The following is a 15,417-nucleotide window of genomic DNA, read 5'->3' as shown; positions in this document are numbered from 1 at the left end:
ATAGCGATAACGCTACAGGGTGGTGCGGGCGTTAGGCAATGCCGTGACGCCCCTCGAGCGCCTGACGATAGCGCTGGTACACCTTTTGGTAGGCTTCGACCCGCGCCGGGTCCGGCTCGGCTCGCGAGCCCGCATCCAGATGCACCAGCCGTTCGCACAAGGCCTCCAACGTGGTGCCTTGGGGCTTTTGCTCGCACCAGGCCGCCTGCAGCGCCGCGCCGAGGGCAGCGGCGTCGGTCACCTCGGGGCAGATGACATCGATACCGGTGATATCGGCCACCATTTGGCGCCATACCGGGCTTTTCGCCCCGCCACCGCTTAGCCGAATCTGGCTGGCGCCGGCGGTAAGATCGCCTAAAAGGTCCAACCCGTAGCGAAGCCCGAAAGTGGCCCCTTCCATCACCGCTCGGCACATGTTGGCCTGGCTCATGTTGAGGCTGGTCAGCCCCAGAAAATCGCCGGTGGCGGCGGGCAGCATCGGCACTCGCTCGCCGTTGAAAAAAGGTAAGCAGGTTATCCCCTCGGCGCCGATGGGGGCGCTGGCCACGCGCTCGGCGAAGGCGTTTAGATCGAGGCCGAAAAGCTCGCGCACGCGGGTAGTGGCCGAGGTGACGTTCATGGTGCAAATGAGCGGCAGCCAGCCGCCGTGGCTGGCGCAGAAGTTGGCCACCATGGCGTTGTCGGTAGCGACCGGTTTGGGGGAGTAGGCGCACACCGTGCCGGAGGTACCCAGGCTCAGGGTAATCAGCCCGCGGGTAATATTGCCGGTGCCGATAGCGCCGAGCATGTTATCGCCACCGCCAGAGGAGACGACGACGTTAGCCGCAAGGCCAAGCTCAGAGGCGACCTGCGCCCGCACGATGCCCGCCGGGGCGTCGGGCTCGATGAGCCTTGGCAGCACTTGGGCAGGGTCGAGCTCCGGGGCGATCTGGTGGAACACTTCGAGCTGCCAGTCGCGGGTGCGGGTATCGAAATAGCCGGTGCCGGAGGCGTCGCCGGCTTCGGTCACCCGCTCGCCGGTCAGCCAGAAGTTGATGTAGTCATGGGGCAGCAAAATCGTCGCGATGCGCCGGTAGGCGTCCGGGTGGTGCTCGCGAAGCCAAGCGATTTTGGAGGCGGTATAGCCGGTTTGCAGCACCAAACCGAGCTTGTCGAGACAGCCCGCCTCCCCGCCCAGGCGCTCGACCAAAGCGCTGTTTTCGGCGCTGGTTTCGGTATCGCACCAGAGCTTGGCCGGGTAGACCGGCACGCCATCGGCGTCCAGCGCCACCATACCGTGCTGCTGGCCGGAAACGCCGATGGCGCGCACCTGGCGCGCGGTAATACCCGAGCGCTGGATGGCCTCACCGAAGGCCCCCTTGAGCGCCGCCAGCCACTGGGCCGGGGCCTGCTCGCGGCGGCCCTGCTCGCCTTCATCCAACCGATGAGGGCGGCTGGCCTCGCCCAGGATCACCCCCTTTTCGACATCCACCACCACTATCTTGGTACTTTGCGTGCCGCAATCTATCCCGATATACATCACGCGATTCCTTCAAAGGCCACCAGAGCTTCAAGCGTAGCGCGGGCGCCGCGTTCGTGCAGCAGGCCAAGGGCGGCCAGGTACGCCTGCATGAAGCGCGGGTCGTCCGCGAGATCGCCAAACAGCTCGCGGTTTTCAACGAATGCCTCGGGGCGGGTGCGGTTTTGCCGGGCAATCTCGGTAAGCTGATCGCGTAGGGCATCGACCACCTCGATGGGCTCGCCCTGCTCGTCCACACCTTCGGCGTAGCGCGCCCAGCTGGCGATAACGCTGGCGCTGAGCGCTACCTGCCCGCCGTGTTCGAGCTGATGGCGAACCACCGGTACCAGCCACTTCGGGATACGGTCCGAGCTTTCGGCGCAAAGCCTGGCCAACGTGTCCCGAATTTGCGGGTTGGCAAAGCGTTCGATCAGCGTGTGCTGGTAGGCGCCTAGATCGATGCCCGGCACCGGCGGCAGCGTGGGGGCGCCCTCCTCTTTCATGTAGCGCAGCAGGAACTCGACGAACAGCGGGTCCTGGCACACCTGGTGGGCGTAGCGATAGCCCGCGAGATACCCGAAATAGGTCAATGCCTGGTGGCTGGCGTTCAAAAGGCGAAGCTTCATCAGCTCGAAAGGTTCGACGTCCTCGACCAACTGTACGCCCACGTTCTCAAGCGCCGGGCGGCCCAGCGGAAAGTGGTCCTCCAGCACCCACTGGGTGAAGGGTTCGCACACCACCGGCCAGTCGTCCTCCAGGCCAAAGCGGCTTTTAAGCTCGTCGATATCGTTTTGCGTGGTGACCGGTGTAATGCGGTCCACCATGGCATTGGGAAAGGCGACTTCGCGAGTCAGCCACTCGCCGAGCGCCTCATCCCGGGCGCTGGCAAAAGCGGCGAACATGCGCCGGGCAACATCACCGTTGCCCTGGATGTTATCGCAGGACATGACGGTGAACGGTGCCACGCCCCGTTCACGGCGGCGCACCAGCGCCTCGACCACCAGGCCGAAACTCGAAGCGGGCCGGGTGGGCTCGGCCAAGTCGCGCTGGACGACCGGGTTCTCCAGATTGAACGCCCCGCTGACCGGGTGCACGTTATAGCCGCCCTCGGTCACGGTCAGCGAGACGATTTTGATGGCCGGGTCGGCCATGGCTTCGATGACCGCCTGGGTCTCTTCCGGAGCGAACAGGTAGTCGACCATACTACCGATCACCCTGGGGGCGTACTCGCCGTCCGGATGCTTGACCACCAGGGTGTAGAGATGATCCTGGGCTGCCAGTACCTCTTTCATGCGCTTGTCGCCGGGCATCACGCCGACGCCGATGATGCCCCAGTCCAGCGCCTGGCCTTCGTTCATCAACCCATCGAGATACATGGCCTGGTGGGCGCGGTGAAAACCGCCCACGCCGATATGTACGATGCCCGCCTTGACGGCGCGCCGGTCGTAGGCGGGTAGCTTGACCCCCGGGTCGAGCGTGGTGAGCGTTTGATTGTTGAGTTGGGTCATGATGGCTCTCCTGGCAGTGGGTAATCCCGGGATTGGCGATGCGGTTAGAAAGAGGGCGTGGACGTGTCGTTGGGCGTGCGAGTGTGCCAGGTGTCGATCAGCACGCCCAGCTCGCGCATATGAAACGCCACCTGCCAAGCGCCCGCCTCGACCAGCCGGTCGGCCTGATCCTCACCAATGTGGCTGGCCCCCACAAAGCCCACCACGGTAAGCCCGGCGGCCACGGCCGAGCGCACGCCCGCCACGCTATCTTCGACCGCGAGGCAGTGATGGGGCGAAACGCCCAGGGTTTGGGCCGCCAGCCGGTAAATCGCTGGGTCGGGCTTGGGGGCGGATACCTGGTCGGCACTCAGTATCGGGGCGTTCTTAAGCGCTACGGCCAACCCCGTCGAATCAAGCGACGCCTCGATCCGGCGCCGATTGCTGTTGGACACCACGGCCATGGCAAAGGGAATCGCGCTGATCGCCTCAAACGCCCCGTCGATGGCACGAAGCTCTCGGGCTAGGCGCGCTTCGATGGCCGCATCGACCTGCGCGACGGCGTCCTCGGGCAGCGCATGGCGGCTCAAGGTTTGCAGGTGACGCAGAATATTGGAGGTAGTCATACCCATCGCCTGGCCAAGCTCGCGTGCCACGTCGACATCCGGCAGCCACGCTTTGAGATGCGCCTCCAGCGTATCTTCGGCGAGGACTTCGCTATCCACCAGTACGCCATCGCAGTCGAATATCACCGCACTCATGACGCTGTCTCGGTGTGGCCCGGCGCATCCGTCGGCAAGCCACGGTTATCCTGGCGGGTGAGGTTCGCCAGCGGGTGCAAGGCCAGGCTTTCAAGCGCCAGGCCGTGCTGGTCGAAAAGATGCGCGCGCTCGGCGTCGAAGTCAAAACGTACGGTGTCGTGGACACGATAGGCCACATCGCCATCCGCCATGAGGGTAATGAGCTGGTCGTTCATCTTGACGTATAGCGAGGTTTGGCCGCCCAGCCGTTCGAGTACTTGAATGGTGCCGCTTAGCTCGCCCGCCTCATTAAGCTTTAAGTGCTCCGGGCGAATGCCGAGCTCGAGCGTCTCGCCCTGCTTGGTGGCTTTGCCATCAACCGGCACGCGGCACTGCCCGCCACCGGGCAGCGCGACACTCACGCCGCTGGCCTCGCTGGACACGACGCCTACTTCGAAAAAATTCATTTTCGGCGAGCCGATAAAGCCTGCCACGAAGCGGTTGCGTGGATGGTGATAGAGCGCCATGGGCGAGCCTACCTGCTCCACGATGCCGTCCTGGAGTACGACGATCTTGTCGGCCATGGTCATCGCCTCGATCTGGTCGTGGGTGACGTAGATCATGGTGGCGTTGAGCTCCTCGTGGAGCCTTGCAAGCTCGATGCGCATCTGTACTCTGAGCGCGGCGTCCAGATTCGATAGCGGCTCGTCGAACAAAAAGATGCTGGGATTACGCACGATGGCCCGGCCAATGGCCACTCGCTGGCGCTGCCCGCCGGAGAGCGCCTTGGGTTTGCGGTCCAAAAGCGGCTCGAGCTGCAAAATTTTCGCTGCCGCCAGCACTTTCTCGCGTCGTTTCGCCTTGGGCACTCCGGCCAGGCGCATGGAAAAGCCCATATTGGCTTCGACGCTCATGTGCGGGTAGAGCGCGTAGCTTTGAAACACCATCGCCAGCCCCCGATCCGCCGGGCCTACATCGTTCATGCGCTGGCCGTCGATCAGGATATCGCCGCTCGATGCGCTCTCCAGCCCCGCGATCATGCGCATCAGGGTCGATTTACCGCACCCCGAGGGCCCAACGAAGACCACGAACTCACGATCTTCGACGTCCAGACTGACGCCCTTGATGACCTCGGTGTCGGCAAAGCGTTTGACGATGTTGTGAAGCTGCAAAGTGGCCATAAAAGGGCTCCTTACTTGACGGCGCCGAAGGTCAAACCACGGACCATTTGTTTTTGAGTCATCCAACCGAGGATCAGGATGGGGGCGATCGCCATGGTGGAGGCCGCCGAGAGTTTGGCCCAAAAGAGCCCTTCGGGGCTCGAGAAGGACGCAATATAGGCGGTCAGCGGCGCCGCTTTCGAGGAGGTCAGGTTGAGACTCCAGAATGCTTCGTTCCAGCTCAAAATGACGGACAACAACCCGGTAGAGGCGATGCCGGGAAGCGTCAGCGGCAACAGTAGGTAGACGACCTCCTGGAGCGTGGAGGCGCCGTCCATCCGCCCGGCTTCGAGGATGTCCCGGGGCATGTCCTTGAAAAAGGTGTAGAGCATCCAGACCACGATGGGCAGATTCATCAGGGTGTAGACGATAATCAGCCCGGTGCGGGTATCCAGAAGGCCCACGTCGCGAAAGATGAGATAGATCGGCACCAGCACGCCCACCGGCGGTAGCATCTTGGTCGAAAGCATCCATAACAGGGTGCCCTTGGTGCGTTTGGTCGGTAAAAACGCCATGGCGTAGGCCGAGGGAATCGCGATCAATAGCGCCAACAGCGTGGAGCCGAAGGCGACCGCTACGCTGTTGAGCGCAAAGCGGGCGTAACCCGAGCGCGCCTGCACGGCCTCGTAGCTTTCAAGCGTCGGTGTAAAGAGGAAGCTTGGGTCGGCAATGGCGGCGGTTTCGGTTTTAAAGCCGGTTAGCACCATCCAGAGAATGGGGAAAAAGATCACCAGCGCGACCGACCAGGCCAGCAGGGTCAACAAGAGCTGCTTGATCGGGAAGGCGCGCGCCGGCGCGGCGTGTTGACGTGGCGTAGTCATAGCGGCGTACTCATGTGTGTCGTGCTCCTCAAACGCCCGGGATCACGCTTTTGGGGTTAACAGGCCTAATCTTCCAGGTTTTTGGCGACCATACGGACCAGAAAGATCGCTACGATATTGGCGAGAATGATGGCGATCACACCGCCCGCCGAGGCCACGCCCACATCGAAATCCAACAGCGCCCGAATGTAGATCAGGTACGCCAGGTTAGTGGTGGCAAGCCCGGGGCCGCCGGAGGTGGTGACGAAGATTTCGGCGAAAATCGTCAGCAGAAAGATCATCTCGATCATGATCACCACGCTGATCGCCCGCTTTAGGTGCGGCAGCGTAATGAAAAAGAAGATCGCCAACGGCCCCGCGCCGTCCATCCGCGCGGCTTCGACCTGGTCTTCGTCCAGCGACTGCATCGCGGTGAGCAAAATCAACAGCGCAAAGGGCAGCCACTGCCAGGAGACGATGATGATGATCGAGGTCAGCGGCAGCGACGAGAACCAGTCGACGGCGGGCATGCCAAGCGACTGGGCAAGCCAGGCCAGCACCCCGCTGGAGGGGTGCATCATCATGTTCTTCCAGATCAGCGCGCTGACCGTGGGCATGACGAAAAACGGCGAAATGGCCAGCACCCGCGCGATACCCCGACCGAAAAATTCCTGCTGGAACAGCACGGCCAAGAGCGTGCCGCCCACCACGGTAATGGTCAGCACCCAGCCCACCAGCAGCAGCGTCGTGCCCATGGCGGACCAAAGCGCGGGGTCGGTGAGCAGGTACTCGTAGTTTTCAAACCCGGCAAACCCGGTCATGCCGGGCATCAGCAGGTTGTAGCGCTGGAAGGAGAACCAGACGGTCATCCCCAGCGGTATCAGCATCCATAAAAGCAGTAGCGTAACGGCGGGCGCCTGTAGCGAAAGCGCTCTTAACCCACCGACCGTACGGCCGGATGCGCGTGTTCTAGTCATGAAAATACCCGCGAAAGCAGTCTTGGCTAAAGGCGTGCAATGAGAGCGAAGGCGCCCGCCGTCGGCGGGCGCCTGCCGGATCAGTCGTTGTAACCGGCTCGCTGCATGGTGCGCTCGGTAGCGCGCTGGGCGCTATCCAGGGCTTGTTCCACCGTGCTGTCGCCGGTCAGGGCCGCGGCAATGGTCTGGCCTACCTGGGTACCAATCGCCTGGAACTCAGGGATATTGACGATCTGCACGCCGGTATAGGGGTTGGGCTCCAGGGTCGAGTCGGTGGGGTCGGCCTCCTGAATGGCGTTTAACACGAACTCGGCGAACGGCGCGGCTTGCTGGTATTGCTCGTTGGCGTAGGTGGATTCGCGTGTACCCGGCGGCACGTTGGTCCAGCCCTGGGTCTCGCCGACCAGCTCGATGTACTCTTTCGATGTGGCCCAGCTGATGAACTCCTTGGCGGCGTCCTTGTTTTCCGAGGAGGCGGGGATCGCCAGCGCCCAGGTCCAGAGCCAGTGCGAGCCCTTGGGCGTTTCGGCGACCGGCGCCGGGGCAAAACCGAGGTTATCGGCCACGCTCGATTCATCGCCATCATAAAGCGTGCCGGCGGCGGAGGTGGCGTCTACCCACATGGCGCAGTTGCCGCGGGCAAAAAGCGCCAGGTTCTCGTTGAAGCCGTTGGAGCTCGCCCCGGGCGGGCCATAGTTACCCAGCAGGTCGACGTAGAAGCTGATCGCGTTTTGCCAGGCGTCGGAGTCGAGCTCCGGGTTCCACTCTTCGTCGAACCAGCGTCCGCCGTAGGTATTTACCAGCGTGGTGACGAAGGCCATGTTCTCGCCCCAGCCGGGCTTGCCGCGCAAACAAATCCCCGCCAGCCCCTCTTCGCTACCGTGAAGCTGCTCGGCCCAGTCGCGCACCTGGTCCCAGGTGGGCTGGTCGGGCATCTCGATACCCGCCTGCTCGAACAGGTCCTTGCGGAAGTACATCATCGAGCTTTCTGCGTAAAACGGCAGCGCGTAGGGCGTGCCGTCCAGGCTCAGGCCGTCGCGCACCGAGGTCAGCAGGTCGTCGATGTCGTAGTCATCGGCCAAGTCATCGAGCGGCGTGAGCCACTCGCGCTCAGCCCAGATGGGGGCCTCGTAGGCGCCGATGGTCATGACATCGAACTGGCCGCCGCCGGTGGCGATATCCGTGGTCATGCGCTGACGCAGCACGTTCTCTTCGAGCACCACCCAGTCGAGCGAAATCTCCGGATGAGCGCTTTCGAACTCGTCGGTCAAGCTCTGCATGATGACCATGTCGTTGTTATTGACGGTGGCCACAGTGAGTTGTGTCTGGGCCTGGGCATGGCCTGACAGCGCGATACCGGCGGCCAGCGCGCTGAGCGGCAAGTGATGTGCAAAACGCATACGGCACTCCTTTGAGCGAATTTGGACTTGTTATGGTGCTGATTATTTTGATCATCAATCGAACAAATGATCGTACGCGAGGCAAAAAAAAGCAAAGCCCTGGCGCTACTACTTTACGCTAACCCCCCATTACTTGGCGCGGTTGCTGGCCTGCCACCGGGTTTTAAAAGACTTTATAGCGCGCTCAAAATGTGGCGCGCGGCCACTTCGTCGGTAATCAGCCCCTTGAGCCAGCCGCTTCGCAGCGCCGCCAAAATGGCCGGCGCCTTGTCCTGGCCACCGGCGATGGCCACCATGGTCTGCTGGCCGAACTGATCGAGCGGAAGACTCGTGACCCGCTGGGTGATCGAGCACTCGATCAGCTCACCCTGCTGATTGAGCGGCCAGCCCAAAAGCTCGCCGACAGCCTCCAACCGAAGCAGCTCATCGAGCTCGACTTGGCTGATGAAGTGATCCTGATAGAGCGTGGCTTGGCGGTCGATGCGCCCGACCCCAATGAATGCCGCTTTCGAGGCCGCCGCCACCTCGGCAATCGCCTGAAACAGCCGCTGGCCTAGCATGGCCTCTTTTTCCTCGATGGACTCCGCGACCACCGGCGCGGGCAGCAAAAAACGCTCGCCGCCGGTTTTATCCGCCAGCGCCATCACCGCATCGAAGCGGTTGGCCGAGCCGTCCCGGGCGACGTTACCGATCAACGAGACGAAACGGTGCTGGGCGCGCTCGATGCGATCCAGCGCCTCGACCGCCGCACGTACCGAGCGCCCGGCCCCCAGCGACAGCGTTAGCGGCTCGCTGTGCTCCACCAGGTGCGCCATCCGTTTGGCGCCCGCCACGGCCAGGTAGTAGGCGGCGCTGTCCGGAGCGTTCATATCCGCCGGCACTACATCGCAGTAGTTCAGGTCAAAACGCTCGGCAAGCTCACGCCCCAACGTCATGCACGACGAGATCGGATGGTCGATATGCACCTTGATCAGCCCCGCCTGCCGGGCCAGGGCCAAAAGGCGCTGCACGCCAGGGCGCGAAACGCCCAACTGGCTTGCGATTTCATCCTGGGTGAGCCCTCCCACGTAGGAGAGCCACGCCGCCCGGGCCGCCTGGTCCAGTTTTACCTCGAATTTATCCATGGTCCGGCTCGTTGGTCCTTATGAATGAGACGTTAGGGATTGCTGGTCGTGAAATACCATCATACAAAGCCTGGCCCGCGCCCCATAGCCGCCTATCCGCTAAGATGACTATGACACCCTACTTGAAAGAGGCAACATCATGTACAAACTGACGTTTTATGTACCCATCGAGGACGCCGAGAGCGTCAAGGAAGCCGTGTTCGAAACCGGCGCCGGCCGCATTGGCCATTACGAGGCGTGCTGCTTTCAGACGCCGGGTACCGGCCAGTTCCGCCCCATGGAAGGCGCCCACCCGCATATCGGTGAAGTGGGCGAACTCACCACCGTAGAGGAGTACAAGGTGGAGATGGTGTGCGACGAAGAGTGTATTCACGCCGCCGTGGCGGCGCTTCAGTTGGCCCACCCTTACGAGGAGGTCGCCTACGCGGTATGGGAGCTTGCTGACCTTAAAGCGCCGGCGCCTCCGGGCTTTGCCTGAACGCTACCCGCCAACCTCTTCGGCGGCCCTAAGCGCTGCCGAAATAGCGTTCGCGGTCTTCCAAGGTGACAGTGCTCATGTGCAGCGGGAAGCGGTCGCTTTTGCGGTCCTCAAAAAAGTGCTTGAGGGTGCGCTCGATGGTGGGAAAAGCGAGGGTGTCCCAGGGGATATCGTCTTCCGCGAATAGCGCGACCTCGAGGCTTTCCGGGCCCGCGGCGAACCCGCCGTTGAGATCCGCCAAAAAGATCATGTAGACCTGGTTGATATGCGGCAGGTCGATCAGCGTGTACAGATCCTTAATTTCGACGCTCGCCATGGCCTCTTCGCGGGTTTCGCGAAGCCCGGCATCACGGGTGGTTTCGCCGTTTTCCATGTAGCCGGCGGGCAGTGTCCAGTAGCCTTTGCGCGGAGAAATCGCGCGTTTACACAGCAAGATTTTGTCCTCATGAACCGGCAACGTACCCGCCACGATGCGCGGGTTCTGGTAATGAATCGCCCCGCAGCCGTCGCACAGGTAGCGCGGGCGGTCGTCGCCTTCGGGAACGGCAAAGCGGACTTTTTCACCGCACTGGCTACAAAAATTCATGATGGTATCTCAACAGCTGATAAGGTGGGGCGCTTGGCTTGACGCCGGTTGTCACGCTTTGTAAAAGGGAGTAAACCTGATGGAACCTCCATGTTAGAGAAACTGCGCAAAGAGCTGCAACACTATCGGCCAAAAGAGTTGGGCCGCGCCAAACTTTTACAGGCGTCGGTGCTGCTGCCCATCGTCGCGCATCCCGAGCCCACGCTGCTCTTTACGCGGCGGGCCAGTCATCTATCGACCCATAGCGGCCAGGTAGCCTTTCCCGGTGGTAAGCGCGAGCCCGACGACCGCGACCTTTACCACACTGCCCTGCGCGAAGCCGAAGAAGAGATCGCGCTGCCCCCGGGTGAGGTCGAGTGCATCGGCCAGCTTTCCGACGTGGTATCGCTACACGGGCTTTGCGTGACGCCCTGGGTGGGCATCATTGCGCCCCAGCTGGCCTTGAAAGCCGACCCCGGCGAGATCGACACCATTTTCGAGGTGCCCTTGAGCCACTTTCTAAACGACAAGCGCACCTACACCGATGTAATTACCGTGGACGGCGTGGCCCACTACGTGCCGAGCTACCATGTCGATGGCCACGTAATTTGGGGGCTTTCCGCCATGATGCTCGTCGAGCTTTTGGCCAAGGGCTTTGGTATGCCGATCGATCTTTACAAGCGACCGTCAGGATCGCTCAAACACCACCCCGAGCGTAGCAACCGGGCGGCCAAAAAAGGCGATATCAGCGCCGCCCCCGCCGCGAAGCGGAGTAAGCGATGAGTGTTTCCAGCACGTCCAGGGGCGAGGCGTTTGCGCAAAGCGCCCAGGCCGAACTGATCGATGCACTGGTCGAACAGGGCTGGTACGTGGGCAAGGAAGTGATCGACCCATCGCTTTGTGAGGCCCTGGCCGCTGAACTGGCCCGCCTGAGAGATGCCGAGGCACTCGAAGAGGCCGGTATCGGCCGTGGCCAACAGCACCTACTGCGCAAGGACATACGCGGCGATGCCATTCACTGGCTCAACCGGGAAAGCGAAGCGCAGCGCCACTACCTTCAAGCCATGCAGCGTTTGCAGGTAGCGCTGAACCAAACGCTTTTTTTAGGGCTTTTCGAGTACGAGGCGCACTTCGCGTACTACCCGGCAGGCGCCTTTTACAAGCGCCACCTGGACAGCTTTCGCGGCCGTGCCAATCGGGTCATTTCAACGGTAGGCTACCTAAGCCCGGACTGGCCCATCGACGGTGGTGGTGAAATGGTCATTTACACCCCGGAGGATCCAGCGCGCGAGGTGGCCAGGGTCATTCCCCAAGCCGGCACCTTTGCCTGCTTTCTCTCCGACACGATCCCCCACGAGGTGCTGACCACCCATCGCCCTCGAAGTAGCATTGCGGGCTGGTTCCGCCGAAACGCCTCTAGGGGCGGTGTTCTCGACCCCGAAAGATAACCTGTGTTAATTAAAATGCTTTATTTCGGTGCATTTAACCTTGATGAACGCTTTTTTAAAAATCGATTGCTTACAAATGTTGCAAAGCTACTCACAGCGTCTACCTTAAGAAGTGTCCGGCGCATTTAGCGCAAGGCAAGGTTAACTTACTACCCCCGTAGTTTTAGCCTGACGCAGTAAAAGTTCGCTCATGTCATTTGGCAGATGCGAAAAGAAATGAGTAAGACGTGGCTTTGGCCACCAGGAAGATAGTTAGCATGTTTATTTAACGCTAACTATTCAAAGTTTAGGTACAAGCATTAATGCTCAATACCTTACTACGAACGCAAGGAGCAATAGCAATGAAAATGATCAAACCCGCTTTTCTAGGCACGCTGATGGTACCGGCTTTCATGTTCGCAGCAAGCGCTAATGCGCAGTCGAACGACATGGACGCTACTTACATGACATCTGCACCGCAGGGTACCTTTCATGCTGACTCGCTGACCGGCAATTCGGTACACAGCACCGTTGAAGACGACGATGAAATCGGCAGCATCAATGATCTGATCATTGATCAGGACGGACAGATCCAAGCGGTCGTAGTAGGTGTTGGCGGTTTCCTTGGTATGGGCGAGAAAGACGTTGCCATCGAATGGGATTCTCTTGACCTGACACGTGAAGACGACGGCGACGATTACGTGATTCGCGTAAACGCTACTCAGGAAGCGCTCGAAGAAGCCGAAGAGTATGACCGCGACGCTAACCGTAACGACGATATGAACAACGATGGTATGAATAACGATACCAACACGAACGGCGATATGGATCGTGACACCGACACGGATAACGATCTGGACACCTAATAGTTATCTATTAGTGTGATCAAGGGCCCTGGTTTTTACCAGGGCTTTTTTGTGGCTATCGTTTGAGCGTTTAAACTCCATGGCATCTAATTAATTCAAACGGGCATGCAGTTCAAACAGGTATTGGTGGTCACCCCCTCACCTCTTGTTTCACTATCGCTTTTTCCTAATGCTTTCTTGTTAACGCTTTCCTCTTACTCTTACTACTCTGCCTTTACCAGGCAGCATCTACCAATTAACATCGATGGCCGCTGCTACTTGAATGGATCCCAATAAAAAAGCGCTGTCGAAGACAGCGCTTTAATCAAACTATTCGATCAGACCGACCTTTAAGGCCGGGTAAAAAAACTAGCCCTTGAGCTTCGCCGACATGGTGATTTCGGCTTTCAATACCTTGGATACCGGGCAGTTGGCCTTGGCGGTTTCTGCAGCTTCTTTGAAAGTCGCTTCGTCGGCACCGCTAACGGTTGCTTCGACTTCAAGATGGATTTTGGAGATATCGAATCCACCGCTGCCTTGCGAAAGCGTTACCGTTGCCTGAGTGTCGATCGCATCGGCGGTATAGCCTTTATCGCCCAGGACCATTGAAAGCGCCATTGAAAAACAGCTGGCGTGAGCGGCGCCGATCAGCTCTTCCGGGTTGGTGCCCTTCTCGCCTTCAAAACGCTGCTTGAAGGAGTAGCTGGCGTCCAGCACACCGCTTTCCGTGGCGATTTTGCCCTTGCCGTCTTTTAAGCCGCCTTCCCAATGTGCATTCGCTTTACTATCCATGGAATACTCCTGTTGCAATCATTTGCCTGGTTACTCAAAGGGCTCGGAAGAGACCTCCCGATGCCACACCCACAAGCGTAGCTCATTTTTAAAACCGTGCCGAGCGCCTTAACGCCCCGCTAGCGCTCATCGATGACCCGAACCTCATCACCCACGGCCAGTGTCGCCCCCAGCCCCTTGGCAATCGTAACGTTTTGGCAAAAATAGGCCCCCTTGAGCGCAGGTTGCGTTTTAAGCTTGACCAGCGTCGCCAGTGGCTCGCCAGGCACAGGGATTTGCCCCGTTTGCTGGTCGGTGGTGACAATTTTACACCGCTGGCAGGGCTTGCACGGCGAAAGATGAATCGCGTCATTAGCGGTACTGAGCGTGCGCCAGGCATTTTCCGCCCAGGGGGTGGGGCAGTCGATCACGATATTGGGCCGGAAGCGTTCCATGGGCACCGGCGCCTGCTGGTTCTCACGCAGCGCCTCGTTAAGCGCGTCAAGCGAGCCGGTGGTCCCAATGGTCAGCGGATAGCCATCCGCAAAGTACGTGGGCGCCGTTGCACCGTCGATAGCGCGAGCCGGGCGCTCGAACTCGGTAGCAAAGCGCACCAGACGAACCCCGGCGGCCTGTTCGCCCACCGCGCTTACCAGCCAGCGGGTCACGTCTTCACTTTCGGGCAAGGCCTTGCAGGCATCTCCCCACACCGTGACCACACGCAACGGGCTTTGGGGCCTTTCGAGCGAAATCTCGATCGAGCCCGCCTCGGGATGGGAAAGCACCAGCGCGTGCTCGGTCAAAGCCACCGAAATCAAGGCAAGCGCCGGGATCTCGCGCTGGGTGACAAATGATTGCTGCTCATTGACCAGCATCCAGTGCCGGTCCCAGGCCAGCCCCTGACGGGTGAGCGTTGCCTGCTCCAGGTCGATGCCTTTGAACGACTTTACCGGGTAGACGGTTAATTTTGTAATCTTCAAAAAGAGCCCCGCTTTTTCCTGAATGGTGGCCGTCTACTTTAGCGAATACAGGAGTTTACCACCACGTTTTAAAGCGTTTGCCCCGTCTCGATGGTGTATCCCAGGTCGATAACGCTGGTGGCGGACTCTTTTTGCCCCTGAACGCGCGCGATCAGCGCCTTCGCCGCCGTCTCGCCAATCGCCTGGCGTGGTGTGATTACGCTGGCGAGCCGGGGCGTCATCGCTTGGCCGACATCGTGACCGTGAAAGCCCGCGATCGCCAGCGCCTCGGGCACGCGAAGCCCCTGACGCAGACACTCGAAGTAAGCACCTACCGCCACGTCGTCGTTGGTGCAAAAAATGCCGTCGGCGTCGGGGTGTTGCGCGATGATGTCACGCATCAGCTCGGCGCCTACGCTGTAAGAAGAACGCGTGGTGCTTTGCAGCGTCACCGGCGCCAAGCCGTGGCGGGTCATGGCGTTGGTATAGCCCTGCTCGCGCTGGCGGGTGCGCTCATCGAGGCGAACCGCCAGGTAGATGACCCGACGCCGGCCCCGACGAATCATCTCGCTCACCATATCATCGGCGGCCTGCACGTTGTCATAGCCTACCGCCAGTTCCAAAGGAGTACGGTAGGTATCCATGATTTCGACGATGGGGATGCCCGCCGTTTCCAGCATACGCAGGCTTCTGGGGGTGTGCTCGTGGTCGGAAAGAATCACGCCGTCCACGTTATAGGAGAGCAGCGACGCCAGGCTCTGCTCCTCGAGCGCCGGGCTGTAGCCGTAATGCGACAGCATCAGGTGAAAACCCGCCGGCTCGGCGCACGCCTCGATCCCCACGATGACGTCGGCAAACACCTGGTTGGTAAGCGATGGCACCAGCACGCCAATCGAGTGGCTCTTGGCGCGGGATAAAAGCTCCGGGGCGCGGTTGGGTATATAGCCCACCTGCTCCGCGGCATGAAAAATACGTTCGCGAAGCCCCTCGGACACGGTTTGCGGATTGCGCAGGCAGCGACTGACGGTCATTTTCGTAGCGCCAACGCGCTCGGCGATGTCCTGTAACGTAGGGCGTTTTTTCTTCACACTGGCGGGCCTTGTAAGCGTTGGTCTGGCGCGTTCAC

At 60.6% G+C, this 15,417-nt stretch carries 16 protein-coding genes; 4 read left to right on the top strand and 12 right to left on the bottom strand.

The window, feature by feature from the left end; translation table 11 throughout:
* Positions 1 to 31: 31 nt before the first annotated feature.
* From xylB to ACWFVE_RS04535, 8 genes are all read right to left on the bottom strand, one after another.
* A complete protein-coding gene (gene xylB / locus ACWFVE_RS04570; protein ID WP_447528110.1) occupies positions 32 to 1,519 on the bottom strand; it encodes a xylulokinase in 1,488 nt (495 codons plus the stop codon).
* Positions 1,519 to 3,006 (bottom strand): mannitol dehydrogenase family protein, encoded by a 1,488-nt coding sequence (locus ACWFVE_RS04565; protein ID WP_447528109.1) that lies wholly within the window; start codon positions 3,004 to 3,006, stop codon positions 1,519 to 1,521. Before ACWFVE_RS04565 ends, xylB begins: the two co-directional genes overlap by 1 nt.
* Positions 3,007 to 3,050: 44 nt before the next feature.
* A complete protein-coding gene (locus ACWFVE_RS04560) occupies positions 3,051 to 3,746 on the bottom strand; it encodes an HAD family hydrolase (RefSeq protein WP_447528108.1) in 696 nt (231 codons plus the stop codon).
* Complete coding sequence (locus tag ACWFVE_RS04555) at positions 3,743 to 4,906, bottom strand: ABC transporter ATP-binding protein (protein ID WP_447528107.1); 1,164 nt, start codon at positions 4,904 to 4,906, stop codon at positions 3,743 to 3,745. The genes ACWFVE_RS04560 and ACWFVE_RS04555 overlap by 4 nt, the downstream gene beginning before the upstream one ends.
* 11 nt (positions 4,907 to 4,917) lie before the next feature.
* The gene (locus tag ACWFVE_RS04550) at positions 4,918 to 5,766 is read right to left on the bottom strand and encodes a carbohydrate ABC transporter permease (protein WP_447528106.1); all 849 of its coding nucleotides are present in this window, start codon (positions 5,764 to 5,766) and stop codon (positions 4,918 to 4,920) included.
* Between the two features lie 65 nt (positions 5,767 to 5,831).
* On the bottom strand, positions 5,832 to 6,722 hold the full coding sequence (locus ACWFVE_RS04545; protein WP_447528105.1) for a carbohydrate ABC transporter permease: 891 nt from the start codon (positions 6,720 to 6,722) through the stop codon (positions 5,832 to 5,834).
* A gap of 80 nt (positions 6,723 to 6,802) precedes the next feature.
* A complete protein-coding gene (locus ACWFVE_RS04540; protein ID WP_447528104.1) occupies positions 6,803 to 8,122 on the bottom strand; it encodes an ABC transporter substrate-binding protein in 1,320 nt (439 codons plus the stop codon).
* Positions 8,123 to 8,295: 173 nt separating this feature from the next.
* A complete protein-coding gene (locus ACWFVE_RS04535; RefSeq protein WP_447528103.1) occupies positions 8,296 to 9,246 on the bottom strand; it encodes a sugar-binding transcriptional regulator in 951 nt (316 codons plus the stop codon).
* A gap of 139 nt (positions 9,247 to 9,385) precedes the next feature.
* Here ACWFVE_RS04535 and ACWFVE_RS04530 point away from each other — a divergent pair, with 139 nt between their 5' ends.
* Entirely contained in the window at positions 9,386 to 9,724 is a 339-nt protein-coding gene (locus ACWFVE_RS04530) for an NGG1p interacting factor NIF3 (RefSeq protein ID WP_447528102.1), read from the top strand.
* Positions 9,725 to 9,752: 28 nt separating this feature from the next.
* On the opposite strand, the gene ACWFVE_RS04525 is transcribed toward ACWFVE_RS04530, so the two are convergent.
* Positions 9,753 to 10,310 (bottom strand): NUDIX hydrolase, encoded by a 558-nt coding sequence (locus ACWFVE_RS04525; protein WP_447528101.1) that lies wholly within the window; start codon positions 10,308 to 10,310, stop codon positions 9,753 to 9,755.
* Positions 10,311 to 10,400: 90 nt separating this feature from the next.
* On the opposite strand from ACWFVE_RS04525, the gene ACWFVE_RS04520 reads away from it, so the two are divergent.
* The 3 genes from ACWFVE_RS04520 to ACWFVE_RS04510 all read left to right on the top strand — a co-directional run bounded on the left by ACWFVE_RS04520 (position 10,401) and on the right by ACWFVE_RS04510 (position 12,582).
* On the top strand, positions 10,401 to 11,072 hold the full coding sequence (locus ACWFVE_RS04520; protein WP_447528100.1) for a CoA pyrophosphatase: 672 nt from the start codon (positions 10,401 to 10,403) through the stop codon (positions 11,070 to 11,072).
* The gene (locus ACWFVE_RS04515; RefSeq protein WP_447528099.1) at positions 11,069 to 11,737 is read left to right on the top strand and encodes a 2OG-Fe(II) oxygenase; all 669 of its coding nucleotides are present in this window, start codon (positions 11,069 to 11,071) and stop codon (positions 11,735 to 11,737) included. Before ACWFVE_RS04520 ends, ACWFVE_RS04515 begins: the two co-directional genes overlap by 4 nt.
* 341 nt (positions 11,738 to 12,078) lie before the next feature.
* On the top strand, positions 12,079 to 12,582 hold the full coding sequence (locus ACWFVE_RS04510; RefSeq protein WP_447528098.1) for a PRC-barrel domain-containing protein: 504 nt from the start codon (positions 12,079 to 12,081) through the stop codon (positions 12,580 to 12,582).
* A gap of 348 nt (positions 12,583 to 12,930) precedes the next feature.
* Here ACWFVE_RS04510 and ACWFVE_RS04505 read toward each other — a convergent pair whose 3' ends face one another.
* The 3 genes from ACWFVE_RS04505 to ACWFVE_RS04495 all read right to left on the bottom strand — a co-directional run bounded on the left by ACWFVE_RS04505 (position 12,931) and on the right by ACWFVE_RS04495 (position 15,379).
* A complete protein-coding gene (locus tag ACWFVE_RS04505; protein ID WP_447528097.1) occupies positions 12,931 to 13,353 on the bottom strand; it encodes an OsmC family protein in 423 nt (140 codons plus the stop codon).
* 119 nt (positions 13,354 to 13,472) lie between these two features.
* Positions 13,473 to 14,312, bottom strand: coding sequence for an MOSC domain-containing protein (locus tag ACWFVE_RS04500; protein ID WP_447528096.1), 840 nt, complete (start codon positions 14,310 to 14,312; stop codon positions 13,473 to 13,475).
* Positions 14,313 to 14,380: 68 nt separating this feature from the next.
* Entirely contained in the window at positions 14,381 to 15,379 is a 999-nt protein-coding gene (locus ACWFVE_RS04495) for a substrate-binding domain-containing protein (RefSeq protein WP_447528095.1), read from the bottom strand.
* Positions 15,380 to 15,417: the final 38 nt, after the last annotated feature.

This window comes from Vreelandella mediterranea, from assembly GCF_970647075.1.
The sequence above is the reverse complement of the archived record's forward strand: the minus strand, read 5'-3'. Positions and strand labels throughout refer to the sequence as shown.